General features: G+C 60.0%; 27 protein-coding genes and 1 tRNA gene. 18 read left to right on the top strand and 10 right to left on the bottom strand.

Translation table 11 applies throughout. The features are described from left to right. A complete protein-coding gene (locus KO539_RS05215; RefSeq protein WP_219307654.1) occupies positions 1 to 504 on the top strand; it encodes a hypothetical protein in 504 nt (167 codons plus the stop codon). A 3-nt stretch (positions 505 to 507) separates the two neighbouring features. Here KO539_RS05215 and KO539_RS05210 read toward each other — a convergent pair whose 3' ends face one another. The 5 genes from KO539_RS05210 to KO539_RS05190 all read right to left on the bottom strand — a co-directional run bounded on the left by KO539_RS05210 (position 508) and on the right by KO539_RS05190 (position 4,361). Further along, positions 508 to 912: a hypothetical protein gene (locus KO539_RS05210; protein ID WP_219307653.1), complete on the bottom strand. Its 405-nt coding sequence runs from the start codon at positions 910 to 912 to the stop codon at positions 508 to 510. 104 nt (positions 913 to 1,016) lie between these two features. After that, a tRNA-Lys gene (locus KO539_RS05205) sits at positions 1,017 to 1,092 on the bottom strand. 68 nt (positions 1,093 to 1,160) lie between these two features. Then, on the bottom strand, positions 1,161 to 2,915 hold the full coding sequence (locus KO539_RS05200; RefSeq protein ID WP_219307652.1) for a GspE/PulE family protein: 1,755 nt from the start codon (positions 2,913 to 2,915) through the stop codon (positions 1,161 to 1,163). Positions 2,916 to 2,962: 47 nt separating this feature from the next. Then, positions 2,963 to 3,751, bottom strand: a complete 789-nt coding sequence (locus KO539_RS05195) for a spermidine synthase (protein WP_219307651.1) — start codon at positions 3,749 to 3,751, stop codon at positions 2,963 to 2,965. A gap of 97 nt (positions 3,752 to 3,848) precedes the next feature. Further along, complete coding sequence (locus KO539_RS05190; protein WP_034785134.1) at positions 3,849 to 4,361, bottom strand: glycine zipper 2TM domain-containing protein; 513 nt, start codon at positions 4,359 to 4,361, stop codon at positions 3,849 to 3,851. 400 nt (positions 4,362 to 4,761) lie between these two features. On the opposite strand from KO539_RS05190, the gene KO539_RS05185 reads away from it, so the two are divergent. The 5 genes from KO539_RS05185 to KO539_RS05165 all read left to right on the top strand — a co-directional run bounded on the left by KO539_RS05185 (position 4,762) and on the right by KO539_RS05165 (position 10,092). Then, the gene (locus KO539_RS05185; protein WP_034747450.1) at positions 4,762 to 5,160 is read left to right on the top strand and encodes a barstar family protein; all 399 of its coding nucleotides are present in this window, start codon (positions 4,762 to 4,764) and stop codon (positions 5,158 to 5,160) included. 156 nt (positions 5,161 to 5,316) lie between these two features. Beyond that, positions 5,317 to 5,925, top strand: coding sequence for a phosphoribosylglycinamide formyltransferase (gene purN, locus KO539_RS05180; RefSeq protein WP_219307650.1), 609 nt, complete (start codon positions 5,317 to 5,319; stop codon positions 5,923 to 5,925). Between the two features lie 21 nt (positions 5,926 to 5,946). Beyond that, positions 5,947 to 7,266 (top strand): RsmB/NOP family class I SAM-dependent RNA methyltransferase, encoded by a 1,320-nt coding sequence (locus tag KO539_RS05175; protein WP_219307649.1) that lies wholly within the window; start codon positions 5,947 to 5,949, stop codon positions 7,264 to 7,266. Between the two features lie 125 nt (positions 7,267 to 7,391). Then, positions 7,392 to 8,750 carry a mechanosensitive ion channel family protein gene (locus KO539_RS05170; RefSeq protein WP_219307648.1) on the top strand — a complete coding sequence of 453 codons (1,359 nt, stop codon included), beginning with the start codon at positions 7,392 to 7,394 and terminating at the stop codon, positions 8,748 to 8,750. Between the two features lie 172 nt (positions 8,751 to 8,922). Continuing rightward, positions 8,923 to 10,092, top strand: coding sequence for a fatty acid desaturase (locus tag KO539_RS05165; RefSeq protein ID WP_369811458.1), 1,170 nt, complete (start codon positions 8,923 to 8,925; stop codon positions 10,090 to 10,092). Between the two features lie 139 nt (positions 10,093 to 10,231). On the opposite strand, the gene rpmG is transcribed toward KO539_RS05165, so the two are convergent. The 3 genes from rpmG to radC form a co-directional block, all read right to left on the bottom strand. Beyond that, positions 10,232 to 10,399, bottom strand: coding sequence for a 50S ribosomal protein L33 (gene rpmG, locus KO539_RS05160; RefSeq protein ID WP_010400929.1), 168 nt, complete (start codon positions 10,397 to 10,399; stop codon positions 10,232 to 10,234). A gap of 22 nt (positions 10,400 to 10,421) precedes the next feature. Next, complete coding sequence (gene rpmB / locus KO539_RS05155; RefSeq protein WP_010400928.1) at positions 10,422 to 10,658, bottom strand: 50S ribosomal protein L28; 237 nt, start codon at positions 10,656 to 10,658, stop codon at positions 10,422 to 10,424. A gap of 247 nt (positions 10,659 to 10,905) precedes the next feature. Continuing rightward, a complete protein-coding gene (gene radC / locus KO539_RS05150) occupies positions 10,906 to 11,580 on the bottom strand; it encodes a DNA repair protein RadC (RefSeq protein ID WP_046686001.1) in 675 nt (224 codons plus the stop codon). Positions 11,581 to 11,824: 244 nt separating this feature from the next. Here radC and KO539_RS05145 point away from each other — a divergent pair, with 244 nt between their 5' ends. From KO539_RS05145 to KO539_RS05105, 9 genes are all read left to right on the top strand, one after another. Beyond that, a complete protein-coding gene (locus tag KO539_RS05145; protein WP_219307647.1) occupies positions 11,825 to 12,085 on the top strand; it encodes a hypothetical protein in 261 nt (86 codons plus the stop codon). Between the two features lie 94 nt (positions 12,086 to 12,179). After that, on the top strand, positions 12,180 to 12,341 hold the full coding sequence (locus KO539_RS05140; RefSeq protein ID WP_219307645.1) for a hypothetical protein: 162 nt from the start codon (positions 12,180 to 12,182) through the stop codon (positions 12,339 to 12,341). Next, positions 12,335 to 12,490, top strand: coding sequence for a hypothetical protein (locus KO539_RS05135; protein ID WP_219307643.1), 156 nt, complete (start codon positions 12,335 to 12,337; stop codon positions 12,488 to 12,490). Before KO539_RS05140 ends, KO539_RS05135 begins: the two co-directional genes overlap by 7 nt. Positions 12,491 to 12,608: 118 nt before the next feature. Continuing rightward, positions 12,609 to 13,064, top strand: coding sequence for a peptidylprolyl isomerase (locus tag KO539_RS05130; protein ID WP_070224501.1), 456 nt, complete (start codon positions 12,609 to 12,611; stop codon positions 13,062 to 13,064). A gap of 10 nt (positions 13,065 to 13,074) precedes the next feature. Continuing rightward, the gene (ispH, locus tag KO539_RS05125) at positions 13,075 to 14,022 is read left to right on the top strand and encodes a 4-hydroxy-3-methylbut-2-enyl diphosphate reductase (RefSeq protein WP_035821545.1); all 948 of its coding nucleotides are present in this window, start codon (positions 13,075 to 13,077) and stop codon (positions 14,020 to 14,022) included. Between the two features lie 295 nt (positions 14,023 to 14,317). Beyond that, on the top strand, positions 14,318 to 15,247 hold the full coding sequence (locus tag KO539_RS05120; RefSeq protein WP_034747477.1) for a branched-chain amino acid ABC transporter permease: 930 nt from the start codon (positions 14,318 to 14,320) through the stop codon (positions 15,245 to 15,247). 22 nt (positions 15,248 to 15,269) lie between these two features. Then, on the top strand, positions 15,270 to 16,487 hold the full coding sequence (locus KO539_RS05115; RefSeq protein ID WP_099378016.1) for an ABC transporter ATP-binding protein: 1,218 nt from the start codon (positions 15,270 to 15,272) through the stop codon (positions 16,485 to 16,487). Between the two features lie 12 nt (positions 16,488 to 16,499). Next, entirely contained in the window at positions 16,500 to 17,273 is a 774-nt protein-coding gene (locus tag KO539_RS05110; protein ID WP_071075779.1) for an ABC transporter ATP-binding protein, read from the top strand. 11 nt (positions 17,274 to 17,284) lie between these two features. Then, positions 17,285 to 18,007, top strand: coding sequence for an ABC transporter ATP-binding protein (locus tag KO539_RS05105; protein ID WP_139248441.1), 723 nt, complete (start codon positions 17,285 to 17,287; stop codon positions 18,005 to 18,007). 132 nt (positions 18,008 to 18,139) lie between these two features. Here the strand turns inward: KO539_RS05105 and KO539_RS05100 are convergent, their stop codons facing one another. Beyond that, the gene (locus tag KO539_RS05100; RefSeq protein ID WP_035821535.1) at positions 18,140 to 18,706 is read right to left on the bottom strand and encodes a phasin family protein; all 567 of its coding nucleotides are present in this window, start codon (positions 18,704 to 18,706) and stop codon (positions 18,140 to 18,142) included. Between the two features lie 350 nt (positions 18,707 to 19,056). Here KO539_RS05100 and KO539_RS05095 point away from each other — a divergent pair, with 350 nt between their 5' ends. The 3 genes from KO539_RS05095 (at position 19,057) to KO539_RS05085 (ending at position 21,964) form a co-directional block, all read left to right on the top strand. Next, the gene (locus KO539_RS05095; protein ID WP_219307642.1) at positions 19,057 to 19,974 is read left to right on the top strand and encodes a DMT family transporter; all 918 of its coding nucleotides are present in this window, start codon (positions 19,057 to 19,059) and stop codon (positions 19,972 to 19,974) included. A gap of 19 nt (positions 19,975 to 19,993) precedes the next feature. After that, positions 19,994 to 20,713, top strand: coding sequence for a nitroreductase (locus KO539_RS05090; protein ID WP_219307641.1), 720 nt, complete (start codon positions 19,994 to 19,996; stop codon positions 20,711 to 20,713). A 177-nt stretch (positions 20,714 to 20,890) separates the two neighbouring features. Further along, positions 20,891 to 21,964 (top strand): serine hydrolase, encoded by a 1,074-nt coding sequence (locus KO539_RS05085; RefSeq protein ID WP_219307640.1) that lies wholly within the window; start codon positions 20,891 to 20,893, stop codon positions 21,962 to 21,964. Between the two features lie 32 nt (positions 21,965 to 21,996). Here KO539_RS05085 and KO539_RS05080 read toward each other — a convergent pair whose 3' ends face one another. Further along, positions 21,997 to 22,776 carry an IclR family transcriptional regulator gene (locus tag KO539_RS05080; RefSeq protein ID WP_034747499.1) on the bottom strand — a complete coding sequence of 260 codons (780 nt, stop codon included), beginning with the start codon at positions 22,774 to 22,776 and terminating at the stop codon, positions 21,997 to 21,999. Positions 22,777 to 22,837: the final 61 nt, after the last annotated feature.

Here is a 22,837-nt window from a genome sequence, read left to right as displayed (position 1 = left end):
ATGCGGGAAGCGTACTACCACGAAGACGATTTTTGCAGGATCGAACTGCTGCCGCTCGATAACTTGCAGCACTGTCTGACGCAGATGGGCGAGCAAGAGGCGTTTGCCGATGCGCACCGCAGCGGCGCCGGCTGGACTCAGATGTACGTGCCCGAGGCGCCGCCGTCGCAGATGGGCGCGCTGGGCCTCACGATGGAACAGCTGCGGCTGGCGCTGGCGGACGCCTTGCCGCCGTATGACGCCGTCTACACGGGCTACAGCACGTACCGCGTGGAATGCAAGAACGTGCTGGCCTTTGGCGGCGAGAACACGGAAACCCTGTTTGCCGGCCTGGACGACAAGGGCATCGTGTGCGACCTGTGGTGCAGCGACGCCATGCCCGAGCTGTTGCTGTTGCCCTTGAAAGAGCAGTTGCTGCTGGCCGACTGGGGCGCGGGGTTTGCGTGCCCGCTGTCCGATGGCGACTTGTTTGCCCGTTATTTAGAGGAATACGAACTCGACTAGGGTTTATTCGCAGGCGATGGCGTTCGGCTGCGCCACTTTCACCACCGACGCCATGCGCGCCATGTCGTTGCCGTCGCCTTGCTCCACATACGGTTGATAGCTGTCGATGACGATGCGGGCACGCGCCTGCCAGCCGCAATTGTCGGCCTGGCGCGCGGGCACGCGCAGCAGCCGGCGCGCCTCGCCATCGTTGGAAAAACAGAACCACGCATCGTGTGTGGCGGCAGGGCGGGGCAGACGGCCCCACTGCGCCTTGTCGGGCGCGAAGCAGACGCGGTTGCCGATGATTTCCAAGCTCATCTCGTCCGTGCGCGCGCTGTACTGGCCGTCGAGCACGATCGGCGTTTGCGTTTGAGCATGGGCGGACAGGCAAGCGGTGGCAAGCAATAGGATGGCGGCAAGTTTCATGCGTTTCTTTCAGGGCTGGCAAGACGAAGAGCCAGTATAACCGTGAGGGCCGGAAACGAAAAAAGCCCATCCGTGAGGATGGGCTTTTTAGTACTGCGCATTCGTGGTAGGCCGTGCGGGATTCGAACCTGCGACCAACGGATTAAAAGTCCGCTGCTCTACCAGCTGAGCTAACGACCCGAAAGAGGCCGCATTATATATCAGTTGAAAAAGAATGCAAAGCATTCCTGCGAGAAAGTGCTGGCCAGCTAGGGCAGGGCTGCCGTGAGCTTCAGCACTTCGTCGATGCTGCTCGTGCCATCGATGATTTTACGGGCGCCGGCGATGCGCAGCGGCGTCATGCCGTCGAGGATGCTCTGGCGACGCAGCGCTTGCAGGTCGGCGCCGGCCTTGACCAGCTGGCCGAATGTTTCCGTCACGCTCAGTAGTTCATAAATGCCGGCGCGTCCCAGATAGCCGCTGTGCCGACACAGGGCGCAGCCGACGGGGCGGTACGCTGCGGCCGGCCGTGCCAGCTGGCCGCCCGTCAGGCGCTGCCAGGCGTCGGCGCCGGGGGCGTCGTCCAGCTGTTTGCAGGCCGCGCACAGGCAGCGCAGCAAGCGCTGCGCCAGCACGCCGATCAGGCACGCTTCCAGCAGATAGGCTGGCACACCCAGTTCCAGCAGGCGCATCACGGCGGACGGGGCGTCGTTGGTGTGCAAGGTCGACAGCACCAAATGGCCCGTCAGCGCCGCCTGGATGGCCATCTCGGCCGTGGCCAGGTCGCGGATCTCGCCCACCATGATGATGTCGGGATCTTGCCGCATCAGCGCCCGCACGCCATCGGCAAACGACAGTTCGATGCCGGCCTGGGTTTGCACCTGCATCTGGTTGAAAGCCGGCTCGACCATTTCGATGGGATCTTCCACCGTGCACACATTGACTTCGCTGCCGGCCAGCGCCTTCAGGGTGCTGTACAGGGTGCTGGTCTTGCCCGAGCCGGTGGGACCCGTGACGAGCACGATGCCGTGCGTGCGCGCCGTCAGCTGGCGCCAGCGTTCGGCATCCACGGGTGGAAAGCCCAGCTCGGCAAGGCTCTTGACGGCCACTTCCGGGTCGAAAATGCGCATGACGAGTTTTTCGCCAAAGGCCGTGGGCAAGGTCGACAGGCGCAGCTCGATTTCCTGGCCTTGCGCATTGCGCGTCTTGATGCGGCCATCCTGGGGTCGGCGCTTTTCCACCACATCCATACGCCCGAGCAACTTGATGCGCGCCGTCATGGCCAGCAGCACCACGGGCGGCAGCTGGTAAGCCTGGTGCAGGCGGCCGTCGATGCGCAGGCGCACGAGGCCCGCGTCGCGCTTCGGTTCCAGATGGATGTCGGACGCGCGCTGGGCAAACGCGTATTGCCACAGCCAGTCGACGATGCGCACGACGTGCTGGTCGTTGGCGTCGACGCTGGTCTTGTTGCGCCCCAGCTCCACCAGTTGTTCGACATTCTGGCGCAGCGCCAGGTCTTGCGTGGACGCCTGCCTTGCCACCTTGACGGAACTGGCCAGGCTGAAAAATTGCGCGATGGCGTCGGCGATGTGCAGCGGATTGGCGATGACCAGGCTGAGTTTGCGCGGCGCCAGGTTGCCCAGCTGCGCTTGCCAGGCGAGCGCATATGGCTGGGCCGTGGCGATGACGATGCGATCAAGCGTGCTTTCCACGGGCAGGATGTTGAAGCGGGCCGCGTAGCCGGCCGTCATCACGTCGGCCACCTGGCTGAAATCGATGTGCAGGGGATCGATACGCACATACGGCAGGCTGGAGCGTTGCGCCAGCCAGGCGCACAGGGTGTCGAGCGTCAGTGCGCCGTGGGCGATGCTGCACAGCGGATGCAAGGCAGGCGCGGGCAGCAGGGCGGCCTGGGCGTCGATGGCGGCCGCTTGCGCCGCATCGAGCAAGCCGTCTTCCTGCAGCCAGGCCAGCAGTTGCGGCAGTTGCAGCGGCGTGTCGGAGGGAGGAGGGGAAGCGGGCATGGCCGGCGCCTTTCCGGGCTGCCGGCCATGCGTGGACAGGCCGGCGGTTACAGGGTGCTGACGATGCCCTTGACCCAGGACTTGGCGGGCAGCTTGGTCTCGGCGACGATCTGCTTGGCGCGCTCGAGCAGGGCGGCTTGCGCCTCGTCATCGAGTGCCACTTTCGTCTTGAACGCGATCGCCACCACGTTCCCATCATGGACTTCCGGCAGGCAGATCACCTGTTCAAACGCAAACTTCATCGCCTTGATGTTCTTTGCATAGCTGGGGTGGTCGCCAAACAGGTTGACCGTCATGATGCCGTGCGGCGCCAGGCAGGCGCAGCAGGCGGTATAGAAATCGGCGCTGTCGAGCACGGGACCGCGCGCCGTGGCGTCATACAGGTCCACCTGCAGGGCGTCCAGGGTGCCGTGGTTGGCGTCATCGTTGACGTAGTCGAGCGCATCCATCTCGCGCACGTGCAGGCGCTCGTCGTTGGGCGGCAGCTTGAACATCGATGCGCAGATGGTAATGACGGATGGGTTCAGTTCGATGGCCTCGACCTGCGCCTGCGGAAACTGGCGGTAGCAGAACTTGGTCAGCGCGGCCGTGCCCAGGCCCAGCTGGGCGAGGCGCTGCGGCTGCTCGATCCACAGCATCCACGCCATCATCTGCTGCGCATATTCGAGTTCCGGCCAGTCCGGCTTGCGGATGCGCATGGCGCCTTGCACCCATTCCGTGCCGAAATGCAGATAGCGCACGCCATCCATTTCCGACAGGGTGACAGGGGCGTAGCGGGGCTTGCGCGCCGGGCGCGAGGATTCGACTTGTTCGATGGATTTTCGTTTGATAAGCATAAGGCGACCTGAAAGTGTGCCGCATTATAGCCCGTGCCGGGGCGCCATAAAAAATGCCAGCCACTGGGGCTGGCATGGTAGGGGCCGGTTGCTGCGCTTATTGCTGAGCGGGTTCAATAGAGACGCGCAGACGGATGCGTTCGCCCGGATCGTAGGACATGATGCTCGTGTAGTTGCGGCCGCGGTAGTCGTACGTGACCTGGTAGCCATTGTTGCGCGATTCCCAGTGGTCGACCTGGCGGCATTGCTTGACGGCTTGTTCCTGCATGCCGCCCTGGTAATTGTTCTGGTTGTCGACACGGTCGCCGACGACGGCGCCGGCAATCGCGCCAGCGGCTGCCGCGGCCGTACGGCCATTGCCGCCACCGACCTGGCTACCGAGCAGGGCGCCGGCGATACCGCCGACGATGGAGCCGCCAGCGCTGCGCTGCTGCGGCGGCGCCTGGACTTGCACGTATTCCGTACGGCATTCCTGGCGTGGACGATTGATCTGTTCCACTTGCGGCACGACGCGCACGACCTTGCCGAAATCTTCAAAGTCGGCGGCCTGGGCGAGTGGCAATGCACCGATACAAAGGGCTGACATCATCAATTTGGCTTGCAAGTTCATTTGTAACCTCGTTATGTAGAGAATCTTTCAGGGTATTTTTTACAACTTGGGACTATAGTAATCCCGCCAGACCAAGGCAAGTGTTTCGCATGGCAACAAAATGTAACAGCCCAAGCCCCTTGCCCCACAGTCTGTAACATGCACTTTCAATCGATACAAGATGTTGAAGTGACTTGAAACCAGCGGTTTGTAACAAATCTTGCGTTTGACATCATATTCGGGTTGATTCATGCAGGACAACACGTTACCCTAATACGCGTATGGCTTATATAAAATCGCACTGAATCGCATAAAAGTTGATACAGATCGAATCACCGCGTGCGCATTGACCCGCGTGCGGGGATGCAATAAGAAGAGCAGCTAGAACAATCCATACATAACAGGTCGATTTGAGGGAAAAATGAGTTTGTTACTAACCGTGCCGCCCAACCTTGTCCAGTCCATCCGTGCCTTTCGCGTGACCGAATTACAAGACGAGGCGATCCGTCTCGGGCAGCACTTTTTATATGCGCATTGCAACGCTGGACAGACCAAACAACAAGTCATCGGCATTATTGCAGAAGCATTCCTGTTTCCGAAAAACCTGGCGAAGAATTTCGATGCCCTGCGCCTGTGCCTGACGGACACCATGTTCAAGGCCGGCACGCAGACGGGTTTCCTGGTGGTGCTTGAGCAATTGCCAAATACGCAAAAATTCGACAAGGAAGCGCGCGAGATACTGCTCGACGTGTTCCGCGACGCGGCCGACTACTGGGCCGAGAAGAAAGTCCCGTTTCGCGTCTTCTATTCGTTCGAGTAAACACTTACTCACGTTGTGATAGCGTAAAATCAGCCTTTTTCCGGCTTGGCAGGCAGCATCGTCCGGCGAAAGCGCCTGTTGTGCGATCATGTTGCGGCGCAACAATATCGCCGGCCTTTCTTGGTTCGCATCGCCATAGCGGGTACAATGCGCGCTATGAAAAATATCGTTATCCTCATTTCCGGACGCGGCAGCAACATGGAAGCGGTCGTGCGCGCGGCGCAAGCCGAGCAATGGCCAGCCCGTATTGCCGCCGTCATCAGTAACCGGGCCGATGCCCAGGGACTGGTTTTTGCCGCGGAACATGGGATAGCGACGGCAGTCGTTGCCAACAAGGATTATGCCAGCCGCGAACAGTTCGATGCGGCGCTGCAAGCCGTGATCGACGGTTTTGCCCCCGACCTGGTCGTGCTGGCCGGTTTCATGCGCATCCTGACGCCGCCTTTCGTCGAGCATTATGCGGGGCGCATGCTCAATATCCACCCGTCGCTGCTGCCGCTGTTCCCGGGTATGGCGACGCACCGCCAGGCGCTCGAGGCTCGTGTAACGGAACACGGCGCGACCGTGCATTTCGTGACTGCCGAGCTCGATCATGGCCCGGCCGTGGCGAGTGCGGTGGTGCCCGTTTTGCCAGGCGACACAGAAGAGAGCTTATCGGCGCGCGTGCTGGTACAGGAACATCTGCTTTACCCGCGCGCCATCCGCCTGTTCATTGACGATAAACTGTCAGTCGAGCATGGCCAGGTCCGCGTGGATCCTCAATAAAATATTACAGGAAGAATAACAATGAGATTGCCACCAGCGATACTTGCCAATGCTGAAGAAGTATTGCGCGAAATTTTACGTTTTACGGCCCCGGCCGACACCACCCTGTCGCGCTATTTCCGCGACCATCCGCGCCTCGGTTCGCGCGAACGCGGCGCCATCGCCGAAGGCATTTATGCCGTGCTGCGCAACAAATCGTTCTTCACGGACTTCGCGGAAGCGGGCAGTGGCCCGACCATGCGCCGCCTGACTATCCTCGGCCTGGCCGAAGCCGTCGGTGCGGACTCCCTGGGCGGCCTGACGGAAGAAGAAGTGGAATGGCTGGAACGCATCACGCAGATCGACCGCAGCCTGATGCCGTCGAACATGCGCGCCAACATGCCGACCTGGCTGTTCGACAAGCTGATTGCCCAGTTCGGCGAAGCGGAAACCATGAAGCTGGCCGATGCGCTGAACGCGCCGGCGCCGCTGGACTTGCGCGTGAACTCGCTCAAGGCCACGCGTGAGGACGTGATGCTGGCCCTGGCCGAAGCGCCTATCCTCAGCACGCCGACGCCGTATGCGCCGCTGGGTTTGCGCGTGATCAAGAAGCCTTCGCTGCAAAACATGCCTTTGTTCCAGAGCGGCGCCATCGAAGTGCAAGATGAAGGCAGCCAGATCCTGTCGCAAATCGTCGGCGCCAAGCGCGGCGAAATGGTCGTCGATTTCTGTGCCGGCGCGGGCGGCAAGACGCTCGCATTGGGCGCGCTGATGCGCAACACGGGCCGTTTGTACGCGTTCGACGTGTCGGAAAAGCGTCTGGCCAAGCTGAAGCCACGCATGGCCCGCAGCGGCCTGTCGAACGTGCATCCGGTGCAGATCGCGCATGAGCGCGATGCCAAGATCAAGCGTCTGGCCGGCAAGATCGACCGCGTGCTGGTCGATGCGCCATGTAGCGGCCTGGGCACCTTGCGCCGCAATCCGGACGTGAAATGGCGCCAGCAGCCGAACTCGATCGTCGAGCTGCAAGCCAAGCAGGCAGCCATCCTGGCCGGCGCGGCGCGCCTGGTCAAGGGCGGCGGCCGCCTGGTGTACGCCACCTGCAGCTTCCTGAACGAAGAAAACGATTTTATCGCCGAGCAATTCCTGGCCGCCCATCCGGACTTCACCCTGGTGCCGATGAGCAAGGTGCTGGCCGAACAGAAAATCGAGCTGGAAATGGGCGACTACCTGAAATTGTTGCCGCACCTGCACCAGACCGACGGCTTCTTCGCCGCCGTGTTCGAGCGCAAGGTCATGCCGAAAAAAGTCTACGCCGATGAAAAGCCGGCCGACGACGCTGACGCTGAACAAGCCGAATAAGTTAGTCACGGGCCGCCGCTGCAGCATCGCAGCGGTGGCCAAGCACTTGCGCCAGCCAGTCTGGCGCACGCTGTGGGCACCCCGCCCGGTTATTTCCCCGCACCATCTTCCTGACTCCATCCGCCATGAATGAAACCCCGCTGCTCAACCTGATCACTGATTTTGTCAACGATTTCCGCCAACCGGCCATTCTGTGGCAGGCGCTGGTCATCGTCGGCTGCCTGGCGCTGAGCTGGCTGCTGGTGCGGCAGTTGCGCGTGTTCCTGCACCAGCGAGCGGAAGCGGCCACCGTGCCCGCCACGCCGGAAACCTTGCAGCGCACCGATAGTTTCATCCGCATCCTGACGCCAGTGCTGGCGGCCATGCTGCTGGGTATTGCGCAGCATTTCCTGGCCAAGTTCCAGTCCGTGAACCTGCTGAGCATCGCCATTCCCCTGTGCACCTCGATGGCGCTGGTGCGCTTCGGGTTTTACGTGCTGCGCCGCATTTTTGCCCGCCATGGCGACATCAGCCCGACCATGTTGTTGCTGGAAAAGATCTTCACGGTGGTGGTGTGGGCCGGCATGGCCCTGTACATCACGGGCCTGTGGCCGGAATTGCATACCTTCCTGGAAAGCATCGTCGTTCCGCTGGGACGCAATAAAGTATCGGTGGCTGCCATCTTGCAAGCCGCCATTTCGGTGGCCGTGCTGCTGGTGCTGGCCATGTGGGCCGGCACCTCGCTCGACGAGCGCCTGATGAAAATGCAGGGCCTGCACACTTCCTTGCGCGTGGTGATGTCGCGCATGGGCCGCGCCGTGCTGATCCTCGTTTCCGTGCTGGTCAGCCTGTCGCTGGTGGGCATCGACCTGACGGTGCTGTCCGTGTTTGGCGGCGCCTTCGGCGTGGCGCTCGGTTTTGGCTTGCAAAAGATCGCCGCCAACTTTGTCTCCGGTTTCATCATCCTGCTCGACCGCAGCCTCACCATCGGCGACATGATCACGGTGGGTCAATTTACGGGCAAGGTCACGCAAATCAATACGCGCTATACTGTGTTATTGGGTGGCGATGGCGTTGAATCCATCGTGCCGAATGAAATGCTGATTTCCGGCGGCGTGCAGAACATGTCGCTGAGCAACCGCATGGTCTGGCTGTCGACGGCCGTGTCGGTGGGCTATGAAACGGATCTCGATGTCATCTTCCCCTTGCTGGAAGCGGCGACGGCCAAGGTGCCGCGTGTGTCGCAAAGCAATCCGCCATCGGCCACCCTCGTGCGTTTCGGCGCCGACGGCCTTGATGTGCAGATCGGCTTCTGGATCGCGGATCCGGAAAACGGTACCGGCGGCGTGAAGTCGAATGTGAACCGCGCCATCTGGCGCACCTTGCAGGAACATAAGGTCACTGTACCCTTTCCGCAACGCGAATTGCGTATTGTTGGTACGCCTCCTGCCCCGCTCGCGGGCGCGGCAGAGGGTGAGTCCGCCCCATCCGGCACCCAGCCTTAACCTCGCTGCCTGCCTCCGATTTTGCCTGAGAATACCCATTAGGGCGTACAATCACGCCTAAAATTAACTCTGCCGGACCTCCAGAGTCACTGGAGCGACCGTGCGCACGCCCTGTCCACTTGGAGTAGTAGTAATGACATTGAGTTCCGTTTTACACGACGTTTTGCAGTTCATGGCAACTGGCATTACCGATCTGTCCGCATGGCAAGTTTTCCTGTACACCATGGTGGTCACGCACATCACGATCGCCAGCGTCACGATTTACCTGCACCGCCACCAGGCCCATCGGGCGCTGGAATTGCACGCCATCCCTAGTCATTTCTTCCGTTTCTGGCTGTGGCTGACGACGGGCCAGGTCACCAAGGAGTGGGCGGCCATTCACCGCAAGCACCATGCCAAGTGCGATACGGAAGAAGATCCGCACAGCCCCGTGACGCGCGGCATCAAGAAAGTGTTCTGGGAAGGCGCCGAGCTGTACCGCGCTGAATCGAAGAACATGGAAACCATGGCCAAGTACGGCCACGGCACGCCGACGGACTGGATCGAGCGCAACCTGTACACCAAATACAGCTGGCTGGGCGTGGTGTCCTTGTTCGTCATCAATTTCATCCTGTTCGGCGTGATCGGCATTTCCGTGTGGGCCGTGCAAATGATGTGGATCCCGATCACGGCGGCCGGCATCATCAACGGCATCGGCCACTACTGGGGCTACCGCAACTATGACTGCGCCGATGCGGCCACCAACATCATTCCCTTCGGCATCCTGATTGGCGGCGAAGAGTTGCACAACAACCACCATACGTATGCGACGTCGGCCAAGCTGTCGTCGAAATGGTATGAAATCGATATCGGCTGGGCGTATATCCGCGCGCTGGAAATGCTGGGCCTGGCGAAGGTGAAAAAGCTGGCGCCGGAGCCGAAGTTCTCGCACGGCAAGCTGGAAGCGGACTTCGAGACCTTGCAGTCCGTCATCGCCAACCGCTACGACGTGATGGCCAAGTATGCAAAATCGATCAAGCATGCCTGGAAGGAAGAGCTGGAACACCTGAAGCACAAGGCTGAGCTGGAAAAGCGCTTCCTGAAATCGTCGCGCAAACTGATGCAGCGCGAACCGGGCAAGCTGGCCGATGCGCACCACGAGCAGTTGTCGGAATTGTTCCAGCATAGTAAGGCGCTGGAAACCATGCACCACATGCGCGTGGAGCTGGGCGCCATCTGGGAACGTTCGCACTTTACGCGTGAACAGTTGCTGCAAAAGCTGCAAGACTGGTGCACGCGCGCCGAAGCGTCGGGCATCAAGTCGCTGCAGGATTTCTCCTTGCGCCTGCGCAGTTATGCCTAACTAGACTGTTGTGCTATATCAAGGCCCTGGATTCCAGGGCCTTTTTTTCGTCCCGGCAAAAGGGGCGGGGGCCGGCTGAAAATCAGGGCGAAAAAAAACCGCTCATCGGAGCGGCTCTTTTTACAGAACACAAGATCAATTACTTGATTTTGGTTTCTTTGTACGTGACGTGCTTGCGTGCTTTAGGATCAAATTTCATGATCTCCATTTTCGCAGGCGTCGTACGCTTGTTTTTGGTAGTCGTGTAGAAGTGACCCGTACCGGCGGTCGATTCTAACTTGATTTTGTCGCGGCCTGATTTTGCCATGATAGCTCCCTTATTCTGCTAATTAGACTTTTTCGCCACGAGCGCGCATATCGACCAATACGGCGTCGATGCCGACTTTATCGATGACGCGCAGACCGGCGTTGGACAAACGCAGGGAGACCCAGCGGTTTTCAGATTCAACAAAAATACGACGATTCTGCAAGTTAGGCAAAAAACGACGTTTGGTTTTGTTGTTTGCATGGGAAACATTGTTGCCGACCATCGGCTTCTTCCCAGTGACTTGGCAAACACGTGCCATGGCGCACTCCTTAAAGATATTCCAAATTGGAAAAACGAGAGTATATCCAAAATAAGCAGATTTATCAATGACTTGCGAAAAACAATTGTGTCATGTTGTGTTGAAATAATTTAACAATTTGACTTTCACCCTTCTTCCCAAGGGAAAGCACTGGTAAACAGCGCTGTTTACTGTTAGATAAGCGTGTCGCTGCTGTCACGTATGTCCTTGTTTACACATGGTTAACTGCTGCCTGGCCAGCCCCGGCCTAGATCTGGCCATGTTCCGCGAACGAATGCACTTGCCGCCCGGCCACGACGAAATGGTCGAGGATGCGCACGTCCACCAGCGACAACGCTTGCACCAGCGCGCGCGTCAGCAGCAGATCTGATTCGCTCGGTTCCGGCGTGCCGGACGGGTGGTTGTGCGCCAGCATGACGCTGGCCGCGTTGTGCAGCAGCGCTTGTTTCACCACTTCGCGCGGATATACGCTGGTGTGGGTGAGGGTGCCGCGAAACATTTCCTGGCTGGTGATCAGGCGGTTCTTGACGTCCAAAAACAACACGTGAAACGCTTCATGCGCCAGGTGGCCCAGGGTCAGGCGCAAATAGTCTTTGACGGCGTGCGGTGAATTGAGGGCTTGCCCCGCCTGCAAGTCTTCGATGATGGCGCGCCGCGCCAGTTCCAGTACCGCTTGCAGCTGGGCAAACTTGGCGCTGCCCATGCCGTGCACGGCGGAAAAACTCACGAGACTGGCGCCAAACAGGCCGCGCAGCGAACCGAAGTGCTCGACCGTGTCGCGCGCCAGTTCCACGGCGCTCTTGCCGCGCACGCCCGTGCGCAGGAAGACGGCCAGCAATTCCGCGTCCGACAGCGACTGCGCGCCGTCCTCGATCAGGCGTTCGCGCGGCCGTTCGCCGGCCGGCCAATCCTTGATGCCCATGCTGCCTCCCGTCGCGCCCAGCTGATCGTGGCGCCTGCCGACGATTGTCGCGCCTTCGCCGGGCAGCGGTGCTGCGCTAGCTCGTCTTTATGTCGGTTCATGGTGAAAAAACAAAAACCAAGATGCCCGGCCCGGCCATTTTCAGGCGCTATCATTTGCCTGTCGTTGCATTCCATGCAAGTTGCAGCGACGGGGAGTCAGGGCCCTGAACTCAATGTCTTCCACTTGTTTGACAGGAGTCGTCATGCCGTACATCAAAGTTATCAATGGAGTCATGCAAGAGTTCAACGCCGCCGGCGTCAATACGGGCAAGGTCAGCGGCATCGGCCTCAATGCGCATGCATATCTGGAACACCGTCAATGGAGCGTTAACGCACCGCTCGCTCCGGACCCGAAGACTCCCGATTACAGCACCGATGCCGCCCACGCCTTGCTTCGGCGTGAAGAAGACCTTGCAATTCCAGCCTGGACTCCTGTTGACCGTGCCGTCTTCCGTGCGCTATGAGAGTGCGGATTTTTCGTTGTCGTATTGTATCCGGCAGCAGGCTTTCTCCTCGACTGTCGGCCGGGGAGGGAGTTTTGTCGCGCGTCAGGCGGACATGAAAGGATGGACGCTGCTGGCGCAGGATATCAAGACCTTCCTGTACCTGCGCAACAGTGCTGGTGAGGGTATCAATAGTAATGGCCACGGCTTGAACGTGGACATTCCCAACCGCTGGTTTCGCTGCACCTACACGTCATCCTGTACGATCGCGTGCTGACGCCCAAGGAAGTATATGACTATGGCCAGTATGGCATCGTGCACCGGCCCGTGGGACGCTGGAAGCTGGACGGCAACCTGGAAGACAGCTCGGGTTTTGGCAATCACGCCAGCACGCCTGGCGGGTTGACGTACGTCAACGTCGGATAAGTGACAGGGCGCGCGGCCATGTTTTTTGACAAAAGCACGGCCGCGCCGAGATGGCATGGGGCGCGCTGGCTCAGGGTGGCTTACAATATCGTTTTGCACCAGTTACTTGAAAACTACTATGTCCAACGAGCAACCAGCAGTCGTCACCGAAGCGGCTTACCTCACCCTGCATTATCGTCTTGCCACTGTTGACGGTACTGACATTGTCACGACCTTCAGCGGCAATCCCGCGACCTTGATGCTGGGGCAGGGCCAGCTGGCGCCATTCCTTGAGCAGCGTCTGCTGGGCTTGCCTGAAGGCACGCACCAGACCTTCGAGCTGGCGGCCGGCGAAGGCTTTGGCGAGCGCAATCCCGAGCTGGTGCAGTCCGTTTCGCGCGCAACCTTGGACGAAAACTCCGTGCCCGGCGCCGACTACAAGATCGGCGACCTGGTCGACTTCGCCGCGCCGGGCGGCGGCCGCTTTGCCGGCGTGCTGCGCGAAATGCGCGAGGACTCGGCCCTGTTCGACTTCAACCATCCGCTGGCTGGCCAGCCGCTGCGGTTTGAAGTCAAGCTCATTTCGGTGCTGTGAAGGAATAGCGATGGATAAAGAACTGTTACTGGCCCAGCCCCGCGGTTTCTGCGCTGGCGTCGACCGGGCGATCGAAATCGTCGAGCGCGCCTTGCAGCAATTTGGTGCACCGATCTATGTGCGCCATGAAATCGTCCACAACGCCTATGTGGTGGCCGACTTGCGCAACAAGGGCGCCATCTTCATCGATGACCTCGATGACGTGCCTGCTGGCAATACGCTCGTGTTTTCCGCGCATGGCGTATCGAAAGCCGTGCGCGCCGAGGCGGAATCGCGCGGCCTGAGCATTTTTGATGCGACTTGCCCGCTGGTCACCAAGGTGCACATGGAAGTGGGCAAGATGCGCCGCGAAGGCCGCGAGATCATCATGATCGGCCACGATGGCCATCCCGAGGTGGAAGGCACGATGGGCCAGGCCGATATGGGCATGCATCTGGTGGAAACGCTCGACGATGTGGCGAAATTGCAGGTTGCCAATCCGGAAAGCCTGGCCTATGTTTCGCAAACAACGTTGTCAGTTGACGACACTAGCGACATTATTGCGGCCCTGAAAGCGAAATATCCGAATATCGCCGAGCCGAAAAAAGGCGACATTTGCTACGCCACCACGAACCGCCAGGAAGCCGTGAAATTCATGGCCCCGCAAGTGGAAGTGGTGATCGTCGTGGGCAGCCCGAACAGCTCGAATTCGAACCGCTTGCGCGAAGTGGCCGAGAAGATGGGCACGCCTGCCTACATGGTCGACAATGCCTCGCAAATCGACCCTGCCTGGCTGGAAGGCAAGCTGCGCGTGGGTGTGACGGCTGGCGCCTCGGCGCCCGAGGTGCTGGTGCAAGCCGTCATCGACCGTTTGAAAGAGTGCGGCGTGAAGAGCGTGCGCCCGCTCGACGGCGTGCAGGAAGCCGTCACGTTCCCGATGCCGAAAGGCCTCGACGGCATCAAGCGCGACGTCGCCTGAGTCTGCGGGACGATTGCGTATCGGTGAAATAGTTGCCTCAAAACCGAATTTAATTCGGAAATGATCGATTTATTCCAAGCTTAGTTTTTGCAAAAGATCGTTATGATTGCCTCAAGCTTGAATATGTTGTCGTTATGACTAAGCAAGGTCACGCCCGTTTTGAGTGCGTGCACCATGCTGGTGAGAACGGTCCAGGGATGGCACTGCAGGAATTCTTCCTCCGGTGCCGTTTTTGTATCAGCGGCATGTTCTGGCGGAAGTTGTTCCCGAAAAATGCATATTTGATAGGGCAATCATGGATACATTCATCCAGCAGATCATTAACGGCTTGGTGTTGGGCAGCATGTATGCCTTAGTCGCCCTCGGTTACACCATGGTGTACGGCGTTCTGAACCTGATCAACTTCGCCCACGGCGACGTGCTCATGATCGGCGCCATGGTGGGCCTGACCATCCTCAAACTGCTGGGCATTTATGTGCCGGACTGGCCCGGCTACCTGAAACTGGCCACCGCCATTCTCGGCGCCATTCCCATCTGTATTCTGGTCAATATCATCATCGAGCGGGTCGCCTACCGCCGCCTGCGCAACGCCCCCCGCCTCGCCCCCCTGATTACCGCCATCGGCGTCTCCATCCTGCTGCAAACCTTCGCCATGATGATCTGGACGCGCAATCCCTTGCCCTTCCCGCAATTGCTGTCGACCGACCCCATCAACATAGGCGGCGCCGTGATTTCGCAAACGCAAGTGCTGCTGCTGGCCCTGGCCGCGCTGTCGATGGGCGGACTGGTGTTGCTGGTGGAAAAAACACGGATGGGCCGCGCCATGCGCGCCACGGCGGAAAACCCCCGCGTGGCAGGACTCATGGGCGTCGATTCCGACAAGGTCATCGTTGCCACCTTCGCCATCGGCGCCGCGCTGGCGGCCGTGGCCGGCGTGATGTGGGGCGCCAACTATGCCTCCATTCAATTTTCCATGGGCGCCATCCCCGGCTTGAAAGCGTTTTGCGCGGCCGTGCTGGGCGGCATCGGCAATATCTATGGCGCCATGCTGGGCGGTATCTTGCTGGGCATTATCGAGAGCCTGGGCGCCGGCTATATCGGCGACATCACGGGCGGTTTCCTGGGCAGCCACTACCAGGATATCTTTGCCTTCGTCGTGCTGATCATCGTGCTGACCTTGCGCCCGTCCGGCATCATGGGCGAACGCGTGGCCGACCGTGCCTGATGTGAAAATGGGAGATTAAATCATGGCACTACTCGATTTTGACGCTAAGAAAAATCCGACCAAAGCCTACGCCGGCATGCTGGGCCTGGCCGCGCTGCTGATGGTGTTCCCGTTTTTTGCCGCCCAGTTCGGCAACTCGTGGGTGCGCATCATCGACATGGCCTTGCTGTACATCATGCTGGCCCTGGGCTTGAACATCGTCGTCGGCTTTGCCGGCCTGCTCGACCTCGGTTACATCGCCTTCTACGCCGTGGGCGCCTACCTGACGGCCTTGCTGGCGTCGCCCCAGTTCGCCATCCTGCTCGAATCGGTGGTGAATCAGTATCCGGTGCTGGGAGAAACCCTGGTGCAGCTGATGGGGCCGGAAATCCGCGAGAACGGCATCCATTTGTCGATCTGGATCATCGTGCCGCTGGCCGCCGCGGTGGCCGGCCTGTTCGGCGCCTTGCTCGGTGCGCCGACCTTGAAGCTGCGCGGCGACTACCTTGCCATCGTGACCCTGGGCTTTGGCGAGATCATCCGCATCTTCATGAACAATCTGAATGACCCGATCAATTTCACGAATGGGCCGCAAGGCATCAATCTGATCGATCCGATCCGCATCTTCGGCGTCAATCTGGCGGGCGAGGCAGGCACCAACAGCACCGTCACGGTGGCGGGATTTTCCATGCCGTCCGTGAACGCCTATTACTTTTTGTTCCTCTTCCTGTGCATCGCTGTCGTGTTCGTCACCAAGCGCCTGCAGCATTCGCGCCTGGGCCGCGCCTGGGTGGCCATCCGCGAAGACGAGATCGCCGCCAAGGCCATGGGCATCAACACGCGCAACGTCAAATTGCTGGCCTTTTCCATGGGCGCCTCGTTCGGCGGCGTGGCCGGCGCCATGTTTGCCTCGTTCCAGGGCTTTGTCTCGCCGGAATCGTTTTCCTTGACGGAATCGATCGCTGTGCTGGCCATGGTGGTGCTGGGCGGCATCGGCCATATCCCCGGCGTGATTCTCGGCGGCGTGATCCTCGCTTCGATACCGGAAGTGCTGCGCCACGTGGTGGAACCGGCCCAGCAGGCGCTGTTCGGCCACGTGGTGATCGAGGCGGAAGTGCTGCGCCAGTTGCTGTACGGCCTGGCCATGGTCTTGATCATGCTCAACCGTCCTGCCGGCCTGTGGCCATCGCCGAAGCATGAAGACCGGCCCGACCACGATGTGGACCAGCCGAACAAATCCACCGGCGTCGTGTCCGCTTAAGGGAGGGATAGCATGAGCGAACAGATCATTCTCAACATTGCCGGCGTGAATAAACGTTTTGGCGGCTTGCAGGCGCTGACCGACGTGGGCATCACCATCCGGCAAGGGCAAATCTATGGCTTGATCGGCCCGAACGGCGCCGGCAAGACCACATTCTTTAACGTCATCACCGGCCTGTACCAGCCCGATACAGGTACCTTCGAGCTGGCCGGCAAGCCGTATTCGCCATCCGCACCGCACAAGGTAGCCAAGGCGGGCATCGCGCGCACCTTCCAGAACATCCGTTTGTTTGGCGACATGACGGCGCTGGAAAACGTCATGGTGGGGCGCCACGTGCGCTCGCACCAGGGCGTGTTCGGCGCCATCTTCCGCCACAAGGCGGCGCGCGAGGAAGAGGCGTCCATCCGCCAGCGGGCCATGGAATTGCTCGATTTCGTCGGCATCGCCCAGTTCGCCAGCCGCACGGCGCGCTTTTTGTCGTATGGCGACCAGCGGCGCCTGGAAATTGCCCGCGCGCTGGCCACCGATCCGACCCTGCTGGCCCTCGATGAGCCGGCTGCCGGCATGAATGCGACGGAAAAGCTGGCCCTGCGCGAGCTACTGGTGAAAATCAAGGCCGAAGGCAAGACCGTGCTGTTGATCGAGCACGACGTGAAACTGATGATGGGACTGTGCGACCGCATCACGGTGCTTGAGTATGGCAAGCGCATCGCGGAAGGCTTGCCGGCCGAAATACAACAAAACCCGGCCGTCATCGAGGCTTATCTGGGGGGATCGCACGCATGAGTAACGCTGGCTTGAACAAGAATGTATTGAAAGTATCGGGCCTGCACGTGGCCTACGGCGGCATCAAGGCCGTGAAAGGCATCGACCTGGAAGTCAACCAGGGCGAGCTGATCGCCCTGATCGGCGCGAACGGGGCCGGCAAGACGACGACCTTGAAAGCCATCACGGGCACTTTGCCGGCCTGCAAGGTCGAAGGCACGATCAGTTACCTGGGCGAGTCGCTCAAGGGCACGAAATCGTTTCACCTGGTGGAAAGGAAACTGGCCATGGTGCCGGAAGGGCGCGGCGTGTTTACGCGCATGTCGATCCGCGAAAACCTCATGATGGGCGCCTACACGCGCACGGACAAGGCCGGTGTCGAGGACGACATCGCCCGCTGGTTCGATGTCTTTCCGCGCCTCAAGGAACGGGCGGCGCAGATGGCCGGCACCCTGTCGGGCGGCGAGCAGCAGATGCTGGCCATGGCGCGCGCCCTGATGAGCCATCCGAAGCTGCTGCTGCTCGACGAGCCATCGATGGGCTTGTCGCCCATCATGGTCGAGAAAATCTTCGAGGTGATCCGCAAGGTGTCGTCCGAAGGCATCACGATTCTGCTGGTCGAACAGAATGCCCGTCTGGCCCTGCAGGCGGCGCACCGCGGCTATGTGATGGATTCCGGCCTGGTGACCATGGGCGGCAACGCGGCCGCCATGCTCGACGATCCGCGCGTGAAGGCGGCGTATCTGGGGGAGTAATCACGTTCAGGAAGTGTTCAGGCATAAAAAATGCCCCAGCTAGGCTGGGGCATAATGGCATCCGTCGGGGAAGTACAGGATGGATGCCTGGAGGAGCTGGTACAGCGGACCGCCTTGGCGGTCGCTTAATAATTACTTGGCGGCAGCGCGCGGCACGACTTTTTCAGCCGCTTGCGTGAACTGGTTCACGGCCGATGCCAGGTTCGCTTCGATGGCTTCGACGGCTTGCTTGCTGGTTTTCGAGAATTGCTCGTAGCCTGCATTGGCGTTGCCGATGGCGCTTTTCAGGATGGCGACGGCGTTTTCCGAACCGGCTGGCGCGTTCTTGGTGACTTCTTCCACCAGGGACAGGACTTTACGGTTGGTTTCAGCGATTTGCGATTCAGCAGCTTTGCTGAACTCGGCTTGCGTGCCGGACGTGATGGCAGCCAGGTGACGGCCGTAAGCGATGGCTTTTTCGGCGCCAGGCTGGGCTTGAGCAGCGCTCAGCGAGAAGAATTCTTGTGGATCTTTTGCCGACAGCAATTGCTTGGCGGCGGCGGTCGATTCTTCCAGTGTTGCCTTGGCAGCGGTCAGGTTCAGTTCGACGATCTTTTCGATGCCTTCGAAAGCTTTGCCCGTCAACGACGAGAACAGGGCGAATTGGGCTTCCAGATTGGCTTTGGTAGCGGACGAGAATTGCTCAGGAATTGAAAACATATAAATCTCCAAAAAATCGAAATCTGGTTAATTTGATGCTGCGTGTACCGTTTGGGAAAGCAGGTGAATCTAAATTTTTCAAGCTGAACAAGAATTGTGCAACGCAACAAACCCTATTCTACGGTGAAAAAAAACGAAGTCAAGCGTTTCTTGTGCGATGCAACAATTGAATAGATTTGCGTCAAAAACCATTGTTTCTAAAGGGAAATATTTGATTTCTTGGTGTTAATGGTTTAACCCTAAACTGTTATTTCCCCGCCTTTCAGGACGGGTGCGGCGCAGCATGCTAGACTTTGCCTCCCGCACTGGCGCAGCGCCCCGGTGCCGATCCCGTTTCCCGAGTTGATACCATGTCCAATCTTCCCGCCGCGGCTGGCGCCAGCGGCAAAGCCTCTCTTCTGACCACTCTGACGCCGATGGCCTTGCCTGGTTTCTTTGTGTTGTTATGGAGCACAGGCTTTATCGTGGCCAAGTTCGGCTTGCCCTACGCGCCGCCACTGACCTTTTTGCTGCTGCGCTTCCTGGGCGTGCTGGTGATCCTGCTGCCGCTGGTGCTGCTGTTGCGCGCGCCGTGGCCCGTGGGCCAGTTCCGCCAGATCGCCGTGGCCGGCATCTTGATGCAGGCCGGCTATCTGGCCGGCGTCTGGTGCGCCATCAAGCTGGGCATGCCGGCCGGCCTGTCTGCGCTGATCGTCGGCATGCAACCCGTGCTGACGGCCTGCGCCGCACCGCTGATCGGCGAATCCGTGCGTCCGCGCCAGTGGCTGGGCCTGTTCTTTGGCTTGCTGGGCGTGGCCCTCGTCGTGTATGCGAAGATCAACCTCGTGGGCCTGACGGTGGAAAGCGTGCTGCTGTGCGTGTTCGCGCTGCTGTCGATGACGGCCGGCACCATGTACCAAAAACGCCACTGCCCGCAATTCGACTTGCGCACCGGCACGGTGGTGCAGTTTGCCGCCTCCATCGTCGTGCTCTTGCCGTTTGCCCTGTATTACGAAGGGCTGGACCTGCATTTCAGCAACGTGCAATGGACGGCGAATTTCATCGGCGCCTTGCTGTGGTCGGTACTCGTGCTGTCCATCGGCGCCATCTTCCTGCTGTTCGCCCTGATACGCCGCAGCGACGCGACGAAAGTGACAGGCTTGCTGTACCTGACACCGCCCACGACGGCCGTGATGGCCTGGCTGATGTTTGGCGAAGCCTTCAATATGCTGGGCATCGCCGGCATGCTGGTGGCCGTGGTCGGTGTGGTATTTGTCGTCAAGAAGTAGAGAGCAGGAGAGCAGGGCAGTGAGCAAGCAAGCATCCACCATACAGTCGGCGCAGCAAGCCGTCGACACCGTCATTCTGTCGCGCCGTTCGATCCGCGCCTTTTTGCCCACGCCGGTGGCGCAGGACGAGATCGCGCGCATCCTGGAAGTGGCGGCGCGCGCGCCCTCGGGCGCCAACATGCAGCCGTGGAAAGTGTATGTGCTGTCGGGCGAGGCGCGCCTGCGCCTGTCGCAGCGCATCCTGGCCGCCTACGACGCGCCGAAGGCACCCGACGCGCCTGCGCGCACGGCCTCGTATATCTATTACCCGCGCCAGTGGACGGCGCCGTTCATCGAGCGCCGCCGCAAGATCGGTCTGGACCTGTATCAGCTGCTGGGCCTGGAGCGGGGCGACACGGCCGGCATGGCGGCCCAGCACGGGCGCAATTTCCAGTTTTTCGATGCGCCCGTCGGGTTGATCTTTACCATCGAGCGGGTGCTGGAGCAGGGTTCCTGGCTCGATTACGGCATGTTCTTGCAAAACATCATGCTGGCGGCGCGCGCGCGCGGGCTCGACACCTGCCCGCAGGCGGCTTTCATTCATTACCATGACATCATCCGCGACGAGCTGGGCGTGCCGGCCAGCGAAATGGTGGTGTGCGGCATGGCTCTCGGCCATGCGGATCCGGACAAGGTCGAGAATCGCCTGAGTACGGAACGCGAGCCGCTGGCCGGCTTTGTTAAATTTATGGACAAATAGACATGACTGGCGATGGGCACAGGCAAACAGCCGGTTAAGGATGAGCCCGTTTGCGGATCGCCAACGATTTGTATTCCATTACTGCAATAAATACTGTCCTAACTGTTAAATAGGCTTGCGATTACTCTGCATTTCGCTACACTGCAATAATGCAACAGCTTCACGGGGAATTAACGAATGGCTAAGTTTAAACTTGCGCTGGGTATCCTGGCTTCCCTGCTGTTTGCGCTGGCGCCGGCTGCAGCCGTGCACGCCAAGGAAGCGAACGGCAAATCCTCAGCCTCCAAGAAACACAACACCAAGAAAGTCAAAGTCGTGCTGCGCAAGGGCGCGACGGCCGCGCCGCGCGACAAGACCGTGCGCCGGGTCGTCATGGTGCGCGGCAAACGCAAGGTCATCTATCAAAAAATCAGCAGCGTGGCCGTGCCCATGGCCGCACCGATGCCGACCATGGGCGACCTGGCCGGCCTGAACCTCACGCGCGATCCGCTCGACCTCAAGTCCAGCGTGGCACTGGTGCTGGATCAGGCCAATGCGGAAGTGCTGTTTGAAAAGAATTCCAATGTGGCCCTGCCCATCGCCTCCATCACCAAGATGATGACGGGCCTGGTGGTGGTCGAAGCGCGCCAGGATATGGATGAAGTGCTGACGATCACGGACGAGGACGTCGACCGCGCCAAGTTCAGCAGCTCGCGCCTGAAAGTGGGGTCGCAATTGACGCGCGCGAATATGCTGCACATTGCCCTGATGAGCTCGGAAAACCGCGCCGCCTCGGCGCTGGGCCGCAATTATCCGGGCGGCTTGCCTTCGTTTGTCGACGCCATGAACAGCAAGGCGCGCCAGCTGGGCATGATGGATACGCATTACGTCGATTCCAGCGGCTTGTCGAAAATGAACGTGGCCAGCGCGCGCGACTTGGGCAAGTTGGCCATGGCCGCCTTCCGCCATCCGCTGCTGCGCGAGTATTCGACCGACCCGAAAGCCATCGTCGAAGCCAGCGGCCAGCCCATGCAATTTGGCAATACGAATCACCTGGTGGCCAATCCGGGCTGGGAGATCGGCCTGCAAAAGACAGGCTTCATCAATGAGGCGGGACGTTGCTTGATGATGCAGGCCGTCATCGAAGGACGCGCCGTGATCATGGTCTTCCTCGATTCCAAGGGAAAACAGTCGCGTACGGCCGATGCGGGACGCATGCGCAAGTGGCTGGAAGCCTTGAAACCAGCCAACATGAGCTTGCCAGGCGGATAAAAGAAACAGGGCAGCGTTGCTGCCCTGTTTCTTTAGTCTTGGGGTATAAAACCCAACGTCACTGAAATCTGGTTCGCCGTTTCCACCAGGTCCACCAGCCACTCATCCTGCAAGCGGTCGGCTGGCGCCGAGATCGACAGTCCCGCGATCAGCTTGCCTGTATCGTCGCGAATACCGGCGGCCATGCAGCGCACGCCCAGTTCCAGCTCTTCATTGTCGCGCGCATAGCCGCGCTCGCGCACCAGGCTCAGCTCGCGCTCGAGCTTTTGCAGATCCGTGATGGAATTCTTGTTGTGTCCGGCCAAGCCCGTGCGCGTGGCGTAGGCACGGATGGCTTTCGGCTCGTCGACCGACAGGAACAGCTTGCCCGTCGAGGTCAGGTGCAGCGGACCGCGCCCGCCGATGGCGCGCACCACCTGCATGCCCGAGCGCTCGGAAAAGGCGCGGTCGATGTAGACGATCTCGTCGCCCTGGCGCACGGACAGGTTGATGGTTTGCTGGGTTTTCTTGTGCAACTGGCGCATGAAGTCCAGCGCCGCTTCGCGCACGCTGAGGCGGCTTTTCACCACATTGCCCAGTTCCAGCAGGCGCATGCCCAGCCGGTAGGTGCCCGGTTCGATGCGGTCGACAAAGCGCGTCAGTACCATGTCGTTGAGGATGCGGTGCGCCGTGGAGGGGTGCAAACCGGAAACTTTTGACAATTCCTTCAGGCTGACCGGGTCGGAATATTTGGCTAGGGCATCGAGCAGGGCGACCATGCGTTCGATCACCTGGATCGTTGTCTTCGGGGCAGCGACCGGTTCAATTTTCATGATGGATTTGGTGCAATGCAGTATTCATGCTTCTTTATACCATGATGTGAAAAAATAGTGA

This window comes from Janthinobacterium sp. NKUCC06_STL, assembly GCF_019345455.1.
Lineage (GTDB): Bacteria > Pseudomonadota > Gammaproteobacteria > Burkholderiales > Burkholderiaceae_D > Janthinobacterium > Janthinobacterium rivuli.
Note: the sequence above shows the minus strand (reverse complement) of the source record. Positions and strands in the feature narration are given on the sequence as shown.

Excerpts from the sequence above, each read along its gene's own strand:
- KO539_RS05200 (WP_219307652.1), bottom strand. The coding sequence starts at position 2,915 with ATGCCCGCTTCCCCTCCTCCCTCCGACACGCCGCTGCAACTGCCGCAA.
- KO539_RS05095 (WP_219307642.1), top strand. The coding sequence starts at position 19,057 with ATGTCCAATCTTCCCGCCGCGGCTGGCGCCAGCGGCAAAGCCTCTCTT.
- KO539_RS05100 (WP_035821535.1), bottom strand. The coding sequence starts at position 18,706 with ATGTTTTCAATTCCTGAGCAATTCTCGTCCGCTACCAAAGCCAATCTG.
- KO539_RS05170 (WP_219307648.1), top strand. The coding sequence starts at position 7,392 with ATGAATGAAACCCCGCTGCTCAACCTGATCACTGATTTTGTCAACGAT.
- KO539_RS05115 (WP_099378016.1), top strand. The coding sequence starts at position 15,270 with ATGGCACTACTCGATTTTGACGCTAAGAAAAATCCGACCAAAGCCTAC.
- KO539_RS05080 (WP_034747499.1), bottom strand. The coding sequence starts at position 22,776 with ATGAAAATTGAACCGGTCGCTGCCCCGAAGACAACGATCCAGGTGATC.
- rpmG (WP_010400929.1), bottom strand. The coding sequence starts at position 10,399 with ATGGCAAAATCAGGCCGCGACAAAATCAAGTTAGAATCGACCGCCGGT.
- KO539_RS05130 (WP_070224501.1), top strand. The coding sequence starts at position 12,609 with ATGTCCAACGAGCAACCAGCAGTCGTCACCGAAGCGGCTTACCTCACC.
- KO539_RS05140 (WP_219307645.1), top strand. The coding sequence starts at position 12,180 with ATGAAAGGATGGACGCTGCTGGCGCAGGATATCAAGACCTTCCTGTAC.
- ispH (WP_035821545.1), top strand. The coding sequence starts at position 13,075 with ATGGATAAAGAACTGTTACTGGCCCAGCCCCGCGGTTTCTGCGCTGGC.
- rpmB (WP_010400928.1), bottom strand. The coding sequence starts at position 10,658 with ATGGCACGTGTTTGCCAAGTCACTGGGAAGAAGCCGATGGTCGGCAAC.
- KO539_RS05190 (WP_034785134.1), bottom strand. The coding sequence starts at position 4,361 with ATGAACTTGCAAGCCAAATTGATGATGTCAGCCCTTTGTATCGGTGCA.
- KO539_RS05185 (WP_034747450.1), top strand. The coding sequence starts at position 4,762 with ATGAGTTTGTTACTAACCGTGCCGCCCAACCTTGTCCAGTCCATCCGT.
- KO539_RS05215 (WP_219307654.1), top strand. The coding sequence starts at position 1 with ATGCGGGAAGCGTACTACCACGAAGACGATTTTTGCAGGATCGAACTG.
- KO539_RS05110 (WP_071075779.1), top strand. The coding sequence starts at position 16,500 with ATGAGCGAACAGATCATTCTCAACATTGCCGGCGTGAATAAACGTTTT.
- KO539_RS05085 (WP_219307640.1), top strand. The coding sequence starts at position 20,891 with ATGGCTAAGTTTAAACTTGCGCTGGGTATCCTGGCTTCCCTGCTGTTT.
- KO539_RS05195 (WP_219307651.1), bottom strand. The coding sequence starts at position 3,751 with ATGCTTATCAAACGAAAATCCATCGAACAAGTCGAATCCTCGCGCCCG.
- KO539_RS05165 (WP_369811458.1), top strand. The coding sequence starts at position 8,923 with ATGGCAACTGGCATTACCGATCTGTCCGCATGGCAAGTTTTCCTGTAC.
- KO539_RS05120 (WP_034747477.1), top strand. The coding sequence starts at position 14,318 with ATGGATACATTCATCCAGCAGATCATTAACGGCTTGGTGTTGGGCAGC.
- purN (WP_219307650.1), top strand. The coding sequence starts at position 5,317 with ATGAAAAATATCGTTATCCTCATTTCCGGACGCGGCAGCAACATGGAA.
- KO539_RS05210 (WP_219307653.1), bottom strand. The coding sequence starts at position 912 with ATGAAACTTGCCGCCATCCTATTGCTTGCCACCGCTTGCCTGTCCGCC.
- KO539_RS05145 (WP_219307647.1), top strand. The coding sequence starts at position 11,825 with ATGCCGTACATCAAAGTTATCAATGGAGTCATGCAAGAGTTCAACGCC.
- KO539_RS05175 (WP_219307649.1), top strand. The coding sequence starts at position 5,947 with ATGAGATTGCCACCAGCGATACTTGCCAATGCTGAAGAAGTATTGCGC.
- radC (WP_046686001.1), bottom strand. The coding sequence starts at position 11,580 with ATGGGCATCAAGGATTGGCCGGCCGGCGAACGGCCGCGCGAACGCCTG.